Below are 13,019 nucleotides of genomic sequence, written 5' to 3'. Positions count from 1 at the left end.
CATACCATGATGGACCATGCTAAAATGACTCGTTTCTGAAAGTTTTGTAATCTTTTCATATTAGAATTAATGTCAAATTCATTTACTCCCCCTTCTAAAATTACTATTGCCTCTCGTGAAAGCCTCCTTGCCATGTGGCAAGCCAATTATATTCGGGATCGATTACGTGAATTATACCCGCAATCCGAAATCAACATACTTGGCATGACCACACAAGGCGATCAAATTCTTGATATTTCTCTTTCAAAAATTGGCGGTAAGGGGCTATTTATTAAGGAACTCGAACAGGCACTGGAAGATGGTCGTGCAGATATTGCTGTGCACTCGATGAAAGATGTGCCGATGAATATGCCACCAGGATTCATGCTGGCGGCTATCACTGAACGTGAAGATCCTCGCGATGCGTTTGTTTCAAATAAATATACTCATCCTGACGAATTGCCCGCGGGGAGTATCGTCGGCACTTCCAGTCTAAGACGCGAATCTCAGTTACGCGCACGCTATCCACATTTACAAGTCCAACCCTTGCGTGGAAATGTGCAAACCCGATTACGCAAACTGGATGAAGGGCAATTTGCCGCCATTATTTTAGCAGCAGCTGGACTGAAGCGCTTGGAACTGACTTATCGTATTACTTCATTACTTGAACCCGAAATAAGCTTACCGGCAGTTGGACAAGGTGCGCTTGGCATAGAATGCCGCGATGATCGAGCTGATTTAGCATTACTGATGCAACCTTTACATCATGCTGAAACCGCCTATTGTGTTGAAGCAGAGCGAGCCATGAGCCGCGTGTTGGGAGGAAGCTGCCAGGTGCCACTGGGAGGTTTTGCAGAAATCACAGATGATGTGCTCACATTACGGGGTTTTGTCGCGAATCCTGATGGAACGAACATGGTAAATGATGAATTAAGCGGTAAGCCAGAAGATGGCATGACGCTTGGTCAGCGATTAGCAGAGAGTCTCAGGAAACAAGGTGCTGATGAAATTTTAGCAACTTTGGTGCAACCCCATGATTGAAGGTGCCGCTTGCCAGAAACGCAACCACTAGCAGGATTATACGTTTTAGTCACACGCCCGGCACATCAAGCCTCCCATCTGATCAATGAAATCAAGAAAAAGGGTGGCAACCCGGTATTATTTCCTGTTCTGGAGATATCCGACACCAATAATCCTCAGCCTCTTCTTAAGGTGATTAGCCGTCTCGATGAATTTGATCTGGCCATTTTCGTTAGCCCAAATGCAGTTGATAAAGCGGTCCCCTTGATCCAGGCTCACAGAACCTTACCACCCAACCTGAAAATTGCCGTAGTGGGAGAAGGAAGTGCCAATAAGCTCAGACAGTACGGAATAAAAAACATTATTGTGCCATCCAGCCGCTATGACAGCGAAGCCCTGCTCGGAATGCCGGAATTGCAGCACGTATTAGATAAGAATATTGTTATTTTCCGCGGGAATGATGGACGAAAATTATTGGGTGAGACCTTGATCCAACGAGGAGCTCATTTAGAATATATTGAATGCTATCGCCGTGACAAGCCTAAAATAGAGGTATCACCCCTGCTGGACAGTTGGACAAATAATGCATTACATGCCGTTACAGTGACAAGCAGTGAAGGATTACATAATTTATTTGACATGATAGGTAAAGTTGGCCAACAATTACTTAAAAAAACACCTTTGTTCACTGCGCATGAACGCATTGCTTGTTTTGCAAAAGAACTTGGCCTTACCAATATACACGTTACTGCTGCTGGAGATGATGGATTAGTACAAGGATTGCTGGAATATTTTCTATCAATTAAAAATTAACTTCTCGAAAATCATGAATAGAGAGATTAACACGGCTCCACCGAAATCATCACACCTGAGTATTTTAGTTCTATTTTTTATTATTCTTGTAGCTATTGCTTTCTTGGCATGGCAATGGGCAGATAGGCGAGGTCACATTACTGATATTCAACGATCCATATCGGAATATTTGACCAATGTTGATTTTTTGGGCAAGAAACCACGTAAGCTTATCTCTGAAGTGCAAACCGCTCAACAAGAAACTCAACAACAGCTTAATGAACTACGTGCAACAGCGGTTACTTCTCTCGAGCAACGGGAAGCACTGGAAAAGCTCTCCAATCTGAACGAGAAAATTGATGCATTACCGTTAGCGATGGATGCTCATTTAACTAAAGTTGATCTTCCATTTAAACAATCCGCAGCAAAAGATAATCGTGGCTATCAATTCATTAATGATATTCAGCGAGATCTTCAGCAGTTTATAGTGATTCAGAAGGTGGATAGCCCGGAAATTGATTTGCTATCGCCTTCTCAGCGCGAACTTCTACAAGAAAAAATAAAACTACAATTGTTATTGGCACAAGTTTTCCTGCTTTCTCACGATCAAACAAATTTCCAAACAAGCCTGGAGACTGCAACAGAATTGATCAATCGTTACTATGACAAACAAACAGAATCTGTTACCGATCTACTGAATCAATTAGATCAAATACATAATTATACAATTGATAAGGCACTATCCGATGTTTCACGACGTTTTGATATCGTGCAGATTTATCAGCTTAAACGTGATGAGGAGAGTAAATGAAACTGGTGCTCTGGGTGTTAGCTCTATTTGCTGCGGCAGTAGCAGTTGTAATTGCCGCTCAATATAACAACGGCTCTGTACTAATCATCGTGCCACCTTACAAGATTGAACTTACGATCAATATTTTTATCATTTCATTGATTGCTGCTTTCTTTATTTTCTATCTGTTAGTCAGATTGATAGCAAGAATACTGGGATTAAAGAGACACTTACATCATAAAAAAATTAGGGAATCCATGCTTGCTGCTGTAAAAACATTTTTTGAGGAGCACTATGATAAAGCAGAGAAAGCTGCAGCAACAGTATTAAAATTAAAAAGTCCTCCTGTCATTAGCGCGGTTAATGCTGTTATTGCAGCGCACGCAGCTCATCGACAAGGAAATTATTCACAACGTGACCATTATCTAAATATTGCGGAACAAAAAGCTCCTCAAGAAAAAGCATTAAGGCTGGTAACCCAAGCAGAATTATTACTTGAAGAGGGACGTCATGAAGAAGCGTTAAATGCGTTACGATCCCTTTACTCAATCGGTGGACTACAAAGCACAGCTGTTCTTCAATTGGAATTAAAAGCACAGCAGATGGCCCAACATTGGGATGAAGTTTTAGAGTTGACGGATATTCTTGAAAAACGCTATCCCGTTGACAGGACATTAATCGAACACATCAAGCATCATGCTCATGTAGAGAATATTAAGAAATATGGTTCGAATTTAGAATTACTTAATAAATACTGGAACAAATTATACCCAGCAGAAAGACTGGATAGCAGATTGGCTGCAGTAGCCGCTCGTGCTTATATGGCATTGAATGAGGTATCAACCGCTCAAAAAATTATTGAACAAAGCATTGATGCCAAGTTAGATCCAGAATTAATTACACTTTATGCTAATTGCCTGTATGGCAGTGTAAGCTGGCAAATCCAGCGAGCGGAAGGTTGGCTAAGCAAGCATCCTAACAATGCTGAATTATTACTCACGCTAGGAAAATTATGCACTTACTGTGAACTATGGGGTAAAGCACAAAATTATCTCGAAGCAAGCTTGTCAATTGAGCCAAGCCGTGCCGCTCATCTGGCTTTAGCGCAATTATTCGAAAAACTGGATAAACCTGAGCTGGCTGCAGATCATTATCATAAAGGATTAGGGTTTACATTAAAGAAATTGAATAGTTAAACTTATTCGACAGGATTGCTTGTCGAAGGAGAAAATATATCAGAGAAGAAATTTTCGGTTCGCATATTTTTAAATTGTGTAAAATCTTGATAAGCAGCTTTAATCATAAGCGGCGAGCCACAAGCATATACTTGGTAGTCTGCCAGGCTCTCAAAATCTTCAATTACTGCTCTATGCACCAATCCAGATCTGCCAGTCCAGTTATCTGTCGGTAGGGCATCTGACAGTACCGGAATAAAAGTAAAATTTTTATGCTGTTGCTCCCATTCCTTTGCTAATTTTTCTAGATAAAGATCTGCCTTGGTACGCGCTCCCCAGTAAAGGATCATTTTTCTGTTGTGCTTATGATTGTTTTCAGTATAAAAAATATGCTCGAGTATGCTTTTTACAGGAGCAAAGCCAGTACCACTGGCAAGAAAAATAATGGGATGAGCAACAGAATTATTGCGTAGAACAAAAGAACCCAAAGGGCCTTCGAAACGAAGGATATCTCTCTCTTTCATATGCGAGAAAACATGCTCTGAAAATACGCCACCAGGATATTTGCGTGCATGAATCTGCAAAAATTCATCATCATGGGGCGCATTAGCCAACGAAAAACTTCGACGCTTTCCATCTTTCAACAGAATATCGATATATTGACCTGGAAGAAATTGCAGTCGTTCGTTTGTAGGTAGTTTTAAGTATATGATCATCACATCTGGTGCAGCACGCTCCAGTTTATGCACGCGACTTGGCATGATCCTGATTTTAATATCCTTAATAGCATCTACTTCACGACATTCGATAACCAAATCAGATAAAGGCTTAGCACAGCAAAACAACGCCAAACCATGCTGCTTCTCAGTATCTGTAAGCGTTTCTTGATTATATCTGCCGTAATCAACCCTACCTTGCATGATTTTTCCTTTGCATGCCCCACATGAACCGTTACGACAACCGTAAGGAAGGGAGAATCCTTGCCGCAATGCAGCTTCAAGTATCGTTTCGTGAGGTTCTACAGTAAAAATATGATCACTCGGCTTAATAATGATTTGATACGACATTTTCTCGTGAATAAATGAAAAAACTATTGATAAAATAAGTAATAATGAAAAAAACGCTTTTGATTATAGGATGTGGCGACATCGCCTTACGAATAGCGCCGCTGCTACATAAACGCTACCGACTGCTAGGTTTGTGTCGAAAACCGGAAAATTCCGGTAAATTACGTACTCACAGAATTACACCCATACCCGGTGACCTTGATCAGCCCGACAGCCTCGGCAGACTTGCAGGCATGGCACACGCGATACTCTATTTAGCTCCACCGCCCGGTTATGGTTTAAAAGATTCACGCACCACCCATCTGTTAGCAACTCTGCATCGGCGAACATTAGCAAAAAGGAGAATACTACCACAACGGCTAATCTATATCAGTACCAGTGGAGTCTATGGTGATTGCCAAGGCGAATGGGTAAGCGAAAACCATCCACTCAATCCAACTAACGAGCGCGCCTGGCGACGTGTGGATGCAGAAAGACAAATTAGAAATTGGGGAATACGCAATGGTGTGTCAGTTTCCATTATTCGCGTCCCTGGAATTTATGCGGCTGATCGCTTGCCTCTTGCACGTCTACGACAAGGTACCCCCGTACTTTTAGCAGATGAAGACAGCTATACCAACCATATTCATGCAGATGATCTGGCACGTATTATTGTCGCAACTCTTCATTATGGAAAAGCAGGTAGGGTTTATCATGCAAGCGATGATTCACATTTAAAAATGGGTGATTATTTTGATCTGGTGGCTGATCATTTTAGCTTACCACGCCCACCCAGAATTGCTCGCTTCCAAGCAAATAAATATATATCGCCTAGCCTGATGTCCTTCATGAATGAATCGCGCCGCTTAACCAATGCTCGCATAAAACAAGAACTACATATCAAGTTACTTTATCCTACTATTAGTAGCGGTATTGCCAAGGCATGTTTACTTCCATTTCTCAATCAAAAATGATGTGAAGGCGAGCTGCAGACAATATCAATCATACGGCAAGGTGAAGCCGGCAAAGTCAGTTTTGATTTAGAAATGGAATACAACGTGAATCTGACGAACATTTACAGTGGTAAAAACCATTTCCTCCACGCAGAGAAGCTAAATTAATCATTAAAAATTGCCGTTAAATTCCAATATCTGGCAGTATTTTTAATGAAATGAGCAAACTCAGCAATCTTGAGTTTTATGGAATTATCCTAAGAAACTGCCTTTAAGATAATAAATAATATTGGGATAACAAGGAGGTTTAGTATGTCGGCTGTGATAGGGCGTCCGGATAAGAAAGTCAAAGAAACGAGCTTCTCATGGGAAGGTAAAGACAGATCTGGCAAAGTAGTTAAAGGAGAAATGCGCGCAGCAGGTGCTATCGTTGTTACCTCTACTCTACGCCGCCAGGGTATCCGCGTCACAAAAGTGACTAAAACCAAAATAAAGGGAACCATCAGGGATAAAGACATTACTTTGTTTACGCGCCAGCTTGCCACCATGATGAAATCTGGCGTTCCTCTGTTACAAGCCTTCGATATCGTAGGCAAGGGGCATAGTAATCAGGCAGTCGGTAAATTATTGATGGATATAAAAATGGATATTGAAACAGGGAGTAGTCTGGCAAATGCTTTTCGAAAATATCCACTCTACTTTGATGCCTTGTTTTGTAATCTTGTGGCAGCAGGAGAAGCAGCGGGTATCCTTGATGATTTGTTAGATCGCTTAGCGACTTATAAGGAAAAAATTCAGGCAATCAAAGGAAAAATTAAATCCGCGCTATTTTACCCCATATCCATTATAGTAGTTGCCTTTATCATTACAGCAGTCATCATGATTTTTGTTATTCCTGCCTTCAAAGAATTATTCCAGAATTTTGGCGCGGATCTCCCAGCACCGACGTTAATGATTATGGCTCTTTCGGATTTCTTTGTCGATTATTGGTGGGCAATATTTGGCGGAATAGGGTTGGGGCTTTATGCTTTCTTTTATATATGGAAACGTTCAACAGCTATGCAACGTATTATGGACCGGCTTGTATTGAGATTACCTATTTTTGGAGAGGTGATCAGGAAAGCGACGGTGGCACGCTGGGCTCGCACGCTTTCCACCATGTTTGCTGCAGGCGTTCCACTCGTTGAAGCAATGGACTCAGTTGCAGGTGCTGCAGGGAACCACATTTATTTTGATGCGACTAAAAAAATTCAGATAGAAGTAAGTACAGGGAGTAGCTTAGTAGATGCGATGACGCAGACTAACGTCTTTTCTAACATGGTTCTACAAATGGTAGCCATTGGAGAAGAATCTGGTTCTCTGGATTCGATGTTAAGTAAAATCGCAGATTTTTTTGAAGCAGAGGTAGATAATGCGGTAGAAGCGCTCTCCAGCCTGATGGAACCCGTGATCATGGTAGTCCTTGGCACCCTCATCGGGGGCATGGTTGTCGCCATGTACTTACCTATCTTCAAAATGGGCCAAGTCGTTGGCTAGTTGCTGTTTATAACCAATCAGATAATCAATACATGACATTAACCGATTCTCTTCAGCATTCATCGGCAATTTTTATCGCTTTTAGCACTATCATTGGAATAATAGTGGGTAGTTTTTTGAATGTAGTCATTTACCGGCTTCCCAGAATGATGGAACGAGCATGGCACCAACAATGTGCTGAATTACGGGGAGAGAATATTCATCATTCACCGGTTTTCAATCTGGTCATACCTCGCTCTACTTGCCCTCAATGTGAGCATAGAATTACCGTACTCGAAAATATTCCCCTCATCAGTTATTTATTCCTAAAAGGATACTGTTCACAATGCAATACGCGTATTTCCCTTCGCTACCCCATTGTCGAAGGATTTACAGGCATTATGAGCGGCTTTACGGCATGGCACTTCGGATTTGGCTTGACTACTATCGCCGCCTTGTTGTTTATTTGGGCGATGATTGCCCTTACCTTTATCGATTTGGAGAGCCAATTATTACCCGATACGATTACATTACCTTTACTCTGGATCGGGCTTTTATTTAATCTGGATAATGGTTTTATTGAAATTCGATCAGCTATTATAGGCACAGTTGCCGGTTATCTTGTTCTATGGACTATTTATTGGGGATTCAAACTGATTACGGGCAAAGAAGGAATGGGTTATGGTGATTTCAAATTACTCGCCGCAATTGGTGCATGGCTAGGCTGGCAAATGTTACCATTAGTCATTCTATTTTCCTCATTTGCAGGAGGAGTTATTAGTTTCATATTGATAATTACCAATAAATTTCAAAGAAATACTACCATTCCATTTGGCCCCTATCTTGCTGCCGGAGGTTTGATTGCCTTATTCTGGGGGAATAAGATTAATCACGCTTACTTTGGTTTATTTTAGTGCATGCCTTTGATCATCGGTTTAACTGGCGGAATTGGTTGTGGTAAATCTATGGCTACAAAATATTTTGCTGCCCATGGTATTGACATCATTGATACGGATGAAATCGCACATGAATTAACCTTGCCTGGAGGCAAAGCAATGAGCCTCATCAAAAAAACATTTGGCACAAGCTTTATTAGCAAAGATGGTTCTCTAGACCGCGGTAAAATGCGTAAGCTAGTGTTTTTAAATCCTATTTTCAAGAACGAACTGGAAGCTATCCTACATCCGCTTATTTACCAGGAAGTAGTCCGTCGTATTCAGTTTGCGACTTCTGCTTATCTTGTCATTGTTGTGCCATTACTGTTGGAAGCAAAGGCTTTTCAAGAACTAGTCCATCGAATTCTGGTCATTGATTGTACGGAACAATTACAGATTTCACGTACCATTGCTCGCAGCAAGTTGGACGAACAAGAAATACACGCTATTATGGCAACACAAGTTTCACGAAAAGAACGTCTCATGCAAGCGGATGACATCATTATCAATGATCAGGATCTTGATTATCTGCAGAAGCAAGTGGAAAGGCTCCACCTAAAATATCTTGCCTTATCAAAGGATAAATTGAATAAACCTGCTTAATTGACCCTATTCGTATTGGCTTAAGCATCAAACTTTCTACAGAAATGATGTTTGATCGCGTATGATTCCATTCTGCTATTATTACTTTCAGTATCATAATTACCGTGATTTGCTACGAACACCCGCTTAATGAACGTATTCGCACTTTGTTGCGACTTGAAGATTTATTTAACAAAGTTGATTTTTTTTTAGCGCGCGACACACCGGTTGAACATCATGCGGCGCTTGTCGCGTTGTTTGAAATTCTTGATGTAACCGGGCGTGCCGATATTAAATCGGATTTGCTGCAGGAGCTGGAACGACAAAGAGGCTTGTTGGAAGGTTTACGCAAGAATCCGGAAATCTCTGAAGAAGCATTAAACCGTGTACTCAATGATATTACCGTTACATTCCGAGATTTACTGAATATCTCAGGCCGAATAGGAGGACATTTACGTGATAATGAATGGCTAATGAGTATCAAACAACGTATGAATTTACCAGGCGGAGCATGTGAATTTGATTTACCATCTTATCATTACTGGCTAAGTATAACGCCTGAAATGCGTCATCATGATTTTAGCGAATGGATCGCGCCTTTGCTTCCTATACGCAGCAGTTCTAACATCATATTAAAGCTGCTGAGAAATAGCGGAAGAATTTTTCGTTATACCGCTTACCAAGGCTTATTTCAACAGACCGATTCAGGTCACTTAGCGCAGCTACTGCGTCTGAAAATCGATAAAGAAATTCCGTGTGTACCTGAAATCAGCGCGAATAAGTATGCGCTTAATATTCGTTTTATCCCGTTTGAACCAGATCAGAAAATGAATGTCTACGAGGAAGATATTGATTTTGAGTTAGCTTATTGTAATTTGTAATTCTTTAAAGTCATGAAACCAACAATTGTTAATTGTCCTCAATGCGGCAAATCAGTCACCTGGAGCACAGCAAACCGTTATCGCCCCTTCTGCTCTGAACGTTGCAAAATGCACGATCTAGCGCAATGGGCAACAGAATCTTATCGTGTATCAGAGGCTAAGCAGGAAGAAGAACACGAAGTTTTTAACCAGAAATCTGATACTTTTAGTTAATTCTGCAATTTGATAGTCGTGAATAAGCTCAAATGATGCCATTTATTTATCTGTCCAGACATCTCGCAGCATAGCGATACCATGACCTCCCTGTTGCAGGGCAAAAGCCAAATCCGTCTGAACTAAGCCACCCAGCGCATAAACAGGTAAAGAACAATCGCGTATCAATGCAGAAAATTTTTGCCAGCCTAATGCAGTTAATCCCGGGTGGCTTACAGTGGGCAATACAGGCCCTAACACTACAAAATCCATACCCAGGCGCTCTGCCTGATACAACTCCTCAGCATTATGACAAGAAGCGCCGCACCAATTGACATCAGGTCGGCTAGTGAGCGACATTAACTGTGCAGAAGTTAAATGCACACCATCCGCACCCAATTCCCGAGATAGCAAAATATCGCTATTGATGACCACCTTAGCCTCGAAAGCATGCGCGCGTTGAATAATTTCATCTGCTAACCAGCGCAACCTATCCCCTGCCAGTGTCTTTTCACGAATCTGCAGAAACTTCAAGCCTTGCTGCAAAGCCTGCTCAAGCTTGTGTAGCATAGCTTCTTCACCCAACTCCGATGCATTGGTAATCGCATAAATGGAGGGCAAAGCAAGTGCATGGAGCACCGGAAAGTTAGCCGGCAACAAAGGTGTGACTGACAGATTATCGACCGTTTGCCAGGATAACAGCTGATTCTCGCGCCCAAAGGGCTCCCCAGACCAATCAACCACTCGGTAAAAATGCAAACGAACCGTGGCATGCGCATAAGTAAATATTCGTTTCATCCAGGGATAAGCTTGCTTAATCTGGATACCGAGCTCTTCTTGCAACTCCCGGTCAAGTGCTTGCAAGGCAGATTCGCCCGCTTCCATTTTCCCACCGGGAAATTCCCAATAGCCTGCATAAGGCTTCCCTTCCGGTCTGCTTGTTAGCAGAAAATGATCATCTGACCGAATGATGACTGCCGCAACCACTTCAACCAACGGAGAAGAATGAGCCATGAAATTGCTTGCCTACAGTTACATTGAGTTGTTTTGCGAAAGCTGATAAAGCTTACGTTTACCAGCCCAATCTCGCGCGAATTGCCAGGCGACCCGCCCGCTGCGTGAACCACGGGTAAGCGCCCATCGCAACGCTTCTTCTCTTGCTGATACAGTCATTTTTTTGATACCGTAGAAAGCAAGCCAGTAACGCACAATCTCCAAGTATTGGGCTTGATCGAAAGAATAAAATGACAGCCATATGCCAAAACGCTCGGATAATGAAATCCTTTCTTCAATCGTCTCACTGGGATGAATATCGCCATCCACATGGCGTGTCTCAAGGTTATCCCGCATAGCTTCAGGCAGCAGATGTCGGCGATTGGAAGTCGCATAAATAAGTACATTATCAGATGCCATCTCGATTGAGCCATCCAAAACAACTTTGAGTGCCTTATAACCTGGCTCATCGCTTTCAAATGACAAATCATCGCAGTAGACAATAAAACGCTCTGGTCGCTGAAAAATTCGCTCAACAATATCGTGCAAATCAATGAGGTCGTGTTTTTCGACTTCGATGAGCCGCAATCCCTTGTTTGCGTATTTGTTCAACAATGCTTTCACCAAAGAAGATTTTCCGGTACCGCGTGCGCCAGTCAATAAAACGTTATTCGCGGGATAGCCCAAGACAAACTGATACGTATTTTGATCAATTAACTGCTTTTGTTGATCAATGCCATATAATGCATCCAGTACAATGTTATGCGGGTGGGTAACGGGTTGAAGATACCCAGTATTTGCTTGCTTGCGCCATCGAAATGCGATCGCAGCATCAAGATCGGTATTGAGCTGCTGAGCAGGAAACACGGCTTCGATACGACTAAGCAGCTCATCCAAGCGATTGTAGAATAAATCAAGCTTATTCATAACAAATCAGCTGCGATAATCTGCGTTGATTTTCACATAGTCGTAAGAAAAATCACACGTCCATATGCTAGTTGTGGCCACACCCCGGTTTAATATCACCCGCACGGTAATCTCAGATTGCTTCATGACGCGCTGCCCCTCCTCCTCACAATAGTTTTTTGCTCTACCACCCTGTTCTGCGACTAACACTTCATTCAGGTAAAGCTCAATATTGTTAACATCGAGATCGTCTATACCAGCATACCCAATCGCAGCAAGTATTCTCCCCAGATTAGGGTCAGATGCAAAGAAAGCGGTCTTGACTAATGGCGAATGCGCGATGGCATAAGCAACCTGTGCACATTCTTGCTGTGTGCTACCTTTTTCTACCTGCACTGTAATAAATTTAGTTGCACCTTCCCCATCGCGTACAATCATCTGAGCCAGCTTCACAGCTACTTCCGTTATGGTATCTTGCAGCAAATTAAACTCCGGGCTTTTCCGATCAATCTCCTGCGAGTGATTGGCCTTGCCTGTTGCTATCAATACTAACGCATCATTGGTGGAGGTATCCCCATCCACCGTAATCCGGTTAAAGGAATGATCCGCCACATGGCGTACCATCTCCTGTAATAGCGATTGAGATATCTTGGCATCTGTGGCGATATATCCCAGCATGGTTGCCATATTTGGATGAATCATACCCGAACCCTTGGCTATACCCGTTATTGTAATGGTAGTGCCATTAATTTGAATCTGACTGGAAATACCTTTGGGAACAATATCGGTCGTCATAATCGCTTGCGCGGCAGCAAACCAGTTATCACATTTAAGTTCGCTCACGGCTCGAGGCATACCCGCAATAATTCTGTCAACCGGTAAGGGTTCCATAATAACGCCTGTAGAAAACGGTAATATTTGCTGGGGCTCGCAGCCAAGCAGCTTAGCCAGCGCAGTACAAGTCACGCGTGCATGGGCGATACCTTCTTCTCCGGTACCGGCATTAGCGTTACCGGTATTAATCACCAATGCACGAATTGAGCTGGCCGCCGAGAGATGTGCCTTCGCCACGATGACGGGTGCAGCACAAAAGCGATTCTTAGTAAACACACCGGCTACTTTTACATTGTCATCAAGCGCAATCACCAAGAGATCTTTCCGATCAGGTCGTTTAATTCCTGCTTCAGCAATACCCAGAGATATGCCCCGAATCGGTAATAATTGTTGAGGTAACAAGGGAGGAATATTAACTGGCATATA

General features: G+C 42.4%; 14 protein-coding genes. 10 read left to right on the top strand and 4 right to left on the bottom strand.

The window, feature by feature from the left end; genetic code table 11:
- Nucleotides 1-69: 69 nt before the first annotated feature.
- The 4 genes from hemC to AAW31_RS09170 are packed head-to-tail and all read left to right on the top strand — an operon-like array spanning nt 70 to nt 3,777.
- Nucleotides 70-1,020, top strand: a complete 951-nt coding sequence (gene hemC, locus AAW31_RS09185) for a hydroxymethylbilane synthase (protein ID WP_046850022.1) — start codon at nt 70-72, stop codon at nt 1,018-1,020.
- Between the two features lie 9 nt (nt 1,021-1,029).
- A complete protein-coding gene (locus AAW31_RS09180; protein ID WP_046850021.1) occupies nt 1,030-1,812 on the top strand; it encodes a uroporphyrinogen-III synthase in 783 nt (260 codons plus the stop codon).
- Between the two features lie 13 nt (nt 1,813-1,825).
- Nucleotides 1,826-2,602 carry a uroporphyrinogen-III C-methyltransferase gene (locus AAW31_RS09175; protein WP_046850020.1) on the top strand — a complete coding sequence of 259 codons (777 nt, stop codon included), beginning with the start codon at nt 1,826-1,828 and terminating at the stop codon, nt 2,600-2,602.
- Nucleotides 2,599-3,777, top strand: a complete 1,179-nt coding sequence (locus tag AAW31_RS09170) for a heme biosynthesis protein HemY (RefSeq protein WP_046850019.1) — start codon at nt 2,599-2,601, stop codon at nt 3,775-3,777. Before AAW31_RS09175 ends, AAW31_RS09170 begins: the two co-directional genes overlap by 4 nt.
- 2 nt (nt 3,778-3,779) lie before the next feature.
- Here the strand turns inward: AAW31_RS09170 and AAW31_RS09165 are convergent, their stop codons facing one another.
- Nucleotides 3,780-4,823, bottom strand: coding sequence for a CDP-6-deoxy-delta-3,4-glucoseen reductase (locus AAW31_RS09165; protein ID WP_046850018.1), 1,044 nt, complete (start codon nt 4,821-4,823; stop codon nt 3,780-3,782).
- A gap of 44 nt (nt 4,824-4,867) precedes the next feature.
- Here AAW31_RS09165 and AAW31_RS09160 point away from each other — a divergent pair, with 44 nt between their 5' ends.
- The 6 genes from AAW31_RS09160 to AAW31_RS19800 all read left to right on the top strand — a co-directional run bounded on the left by AAW31_RS09160 (nt 4,868) and on the right by AAW31_RS19800 (nt 9,881).
- Entirely contained in the window at nt 4,868-5,776 is a 909-nt protein-coding gene (locus tag AAW31_RS09160) for an SDR family oxidoreductase (RefSeq protein ID WP_046850017.1), read from the top strand.
- A gap of 291 nt (nt 5,777-6,067) precedes the next feature.
- Nucleotides 6,068-7,291 (top strand): type II secretion system F family protein, encoded by a 1,224-nt coding sequence (locus AAW31_RS09155; RefSeq protein ID WP_046850016.1) that lies wholly within the window; start codon nt 6,068-6,070, stop codon nt 7,289-7,291.
- 32 nt (nt 7,292-7,323) lie between these two features.
- On the top strand, nt 7,324-8,184 hold the full coding sequence (locus AAW31_RS09150) for a prepilin peptidase (RefSeq protein WP_046850015.1): 861 nt from the start codon (nt 7,324-7,326) through the stop codon (nt 8,182-8,184).
- A gap of 3 nt (nt 8,185-8,187) precedes the next feature.
- Entirely contained in the window at nt 8,188-8,808 is a 621-nt protein-coding gene (gene coaE / locus AAW31_RS09145; RefSeq protein ID WP_046850014.1) for a dephospho-CoA kinase, read from the top strand.
- Nucleotides 8,809-8,912: 104 nt separating this feature from the next.
- Complete coding sequence (zapD, locus tag AAW31_RS09140) at nt 8,913-9,668, top strand: cell division protein ZapD (RefSeq protein WP_046850013.1); 756 nt, start codon at nt 8,913-8,915, stop codon at nt 9,666-9,668.
- 12 nt (nt 9,669-9,680) lie between these two features.
- On the top strand, nt 9,681-9,881 hold the full coding sequence (locus AAW31_RS19800) for a DNA gyrase inhibitor YacG (RefSeq protein ID WP_082110395.1): 201 nt from the start codon (nt 9,681-9,683) through the stop codon (nt 9,879-9,881).
- 42 nt (nt 9,882-9,923) lie between these two features.
- Here AAW31_RS19800 and AAW31_RS09135 read toward each other — a convergent pair whose 3' ends face one another.
- From AAW31_RS09135 to argJ, 3 genes are read right to left on the bottom strand one after another with little or no spacing between them, the layout of a single operon-like run.
- Nucleotides 9,924-10,874 (bottom strand): Nudix family hydrolase, encoded by a 951-nt coding sequence (locus tag AAW31_RS09135; protein ID WP_046850012.1) that lies wholly within the window; start codon nt 10,872-10,874, stop codon nt 9,924-9,926.
- An 18-nt stretch (nt 10,875-10,892) separates the two neighbouring features.
- Nucleotides 10,893-11,780, bottom strand: a complete 888-nt coding sequence (locus AAW31_RS09130) for an ATP-binding protein (RefSeq protein WP_046850011.1) — start codon at nt 11,778-11,780, stop codon at nt 10,893-10,895.
- Between the two features lie 6 nt (nt 11,781-11,786).
- Nucleotides 11,787-13,016 (bottom strand): bifunctional glutamate N-acetyltransferase/amino-acid acetyltransferase ArgJ, encoded by a 1,230-nt coding sequence (gene argJ / locus AAW31_RS09125; RefSeq protein WP_046850010.1) that lies wholly within the window; start codon nt 13,014-13,016, stop codon nt 11,787-11,789.
- Between the last annotated feature and the right edge of the window lie 3 nt (nt 13,017-13,019).

It is taken from the genome of Nitrosomonas communis (assembly GCF_001007935.1).
Lineage (GTDB): Bacteria > Pseudomonadota > Gammaproteobacteria > Burkholderiales > Nitrosomonadaceae > Nitrosomonas > Nitrosomonas communis.
This window is presented reverse-complemented; position numbering and strand designations above follow the sequence as displayed.

Coding starts and splice junctions, on each gene's coding strand:
- hemC (WP_046850022.1), top strand. CDS start 70: ATGTCAAATTCATTTACTCCCCCTTCTAAAATTACTATTGCCTCTCGT.
- AAW31_RS09175 (WP_046850020.1), top strand. CDS start 1,826: ATGAATAGAGAGATTAACACGGCTCCACCGAAATCATCACACCTGAGT.
- AAW31_RS09170 (WP_046850019.1), top strand. CDS start 2,599: ATGAAACTGGTGCTCTGGGTGTTAGCTCTATTTGCTGCGGCAGTAGCA.
- AAW31_RS09165 (WP_046850018.1), bottom strand. CDS start 4,823: ATGTCGTATCAAATCATTATTAAGCCGAGTGATCATATTTTTACTGTA.
- AAW31_RS09160 (WP_046850017.1), top strand. CDS start 4,868: ATGAAAAAAACGCTTTTGATTATAGGATGTGGCGACATCGCCTTACGA.
- AAW31_RS09155 (WP_046850016.1), top strand. CDS start 6,068: ATGTCGGCTGTGATAGGGCGTCCGGATAAGAAAGTCAAAGAAACGAGC.
- AAW31_RS09150 (WP_046850015.1), top strand. CDS start 7,324: ATGACATTAACCGATTCTCTTCAGCATTCATCGGCAATTTTTATCGCT.
- coaE (WP_046850014.1), top strand. CDS start 8,188: ATGCCTTTGATCATCGGTTTAACTGGCGGAATTGGTTGTGGTAAATCT.
- AAW31_RS19800 (WP_082110395.1), top strand. CDS start 9,681: ATGAAACCAACAATTGTTAATTGTCCTCAATGCGGCAAATCAGTCACC.
- AAW31_RS09135 (WP_046850012.1), bottom strand. CDS start 10,874: ATGGCTCATTCTTCTCCGTTGGTTGAAGTGGTTGCGGCAGTCATCATT.
- AAW31_RS09130 (WP_046850011.1), bottom strand. CDS start 11,780: ATGAATAAGCTTGATTTATTCTACAATCGCTTGGATGAGCTGCTTAGT.
- argJ (WP_046850010.1), bottom strand. CDS start 13,016: ATGCCAGTTAATATTCCTCCCTTGTTACCTCAACAATTATTACCGATT.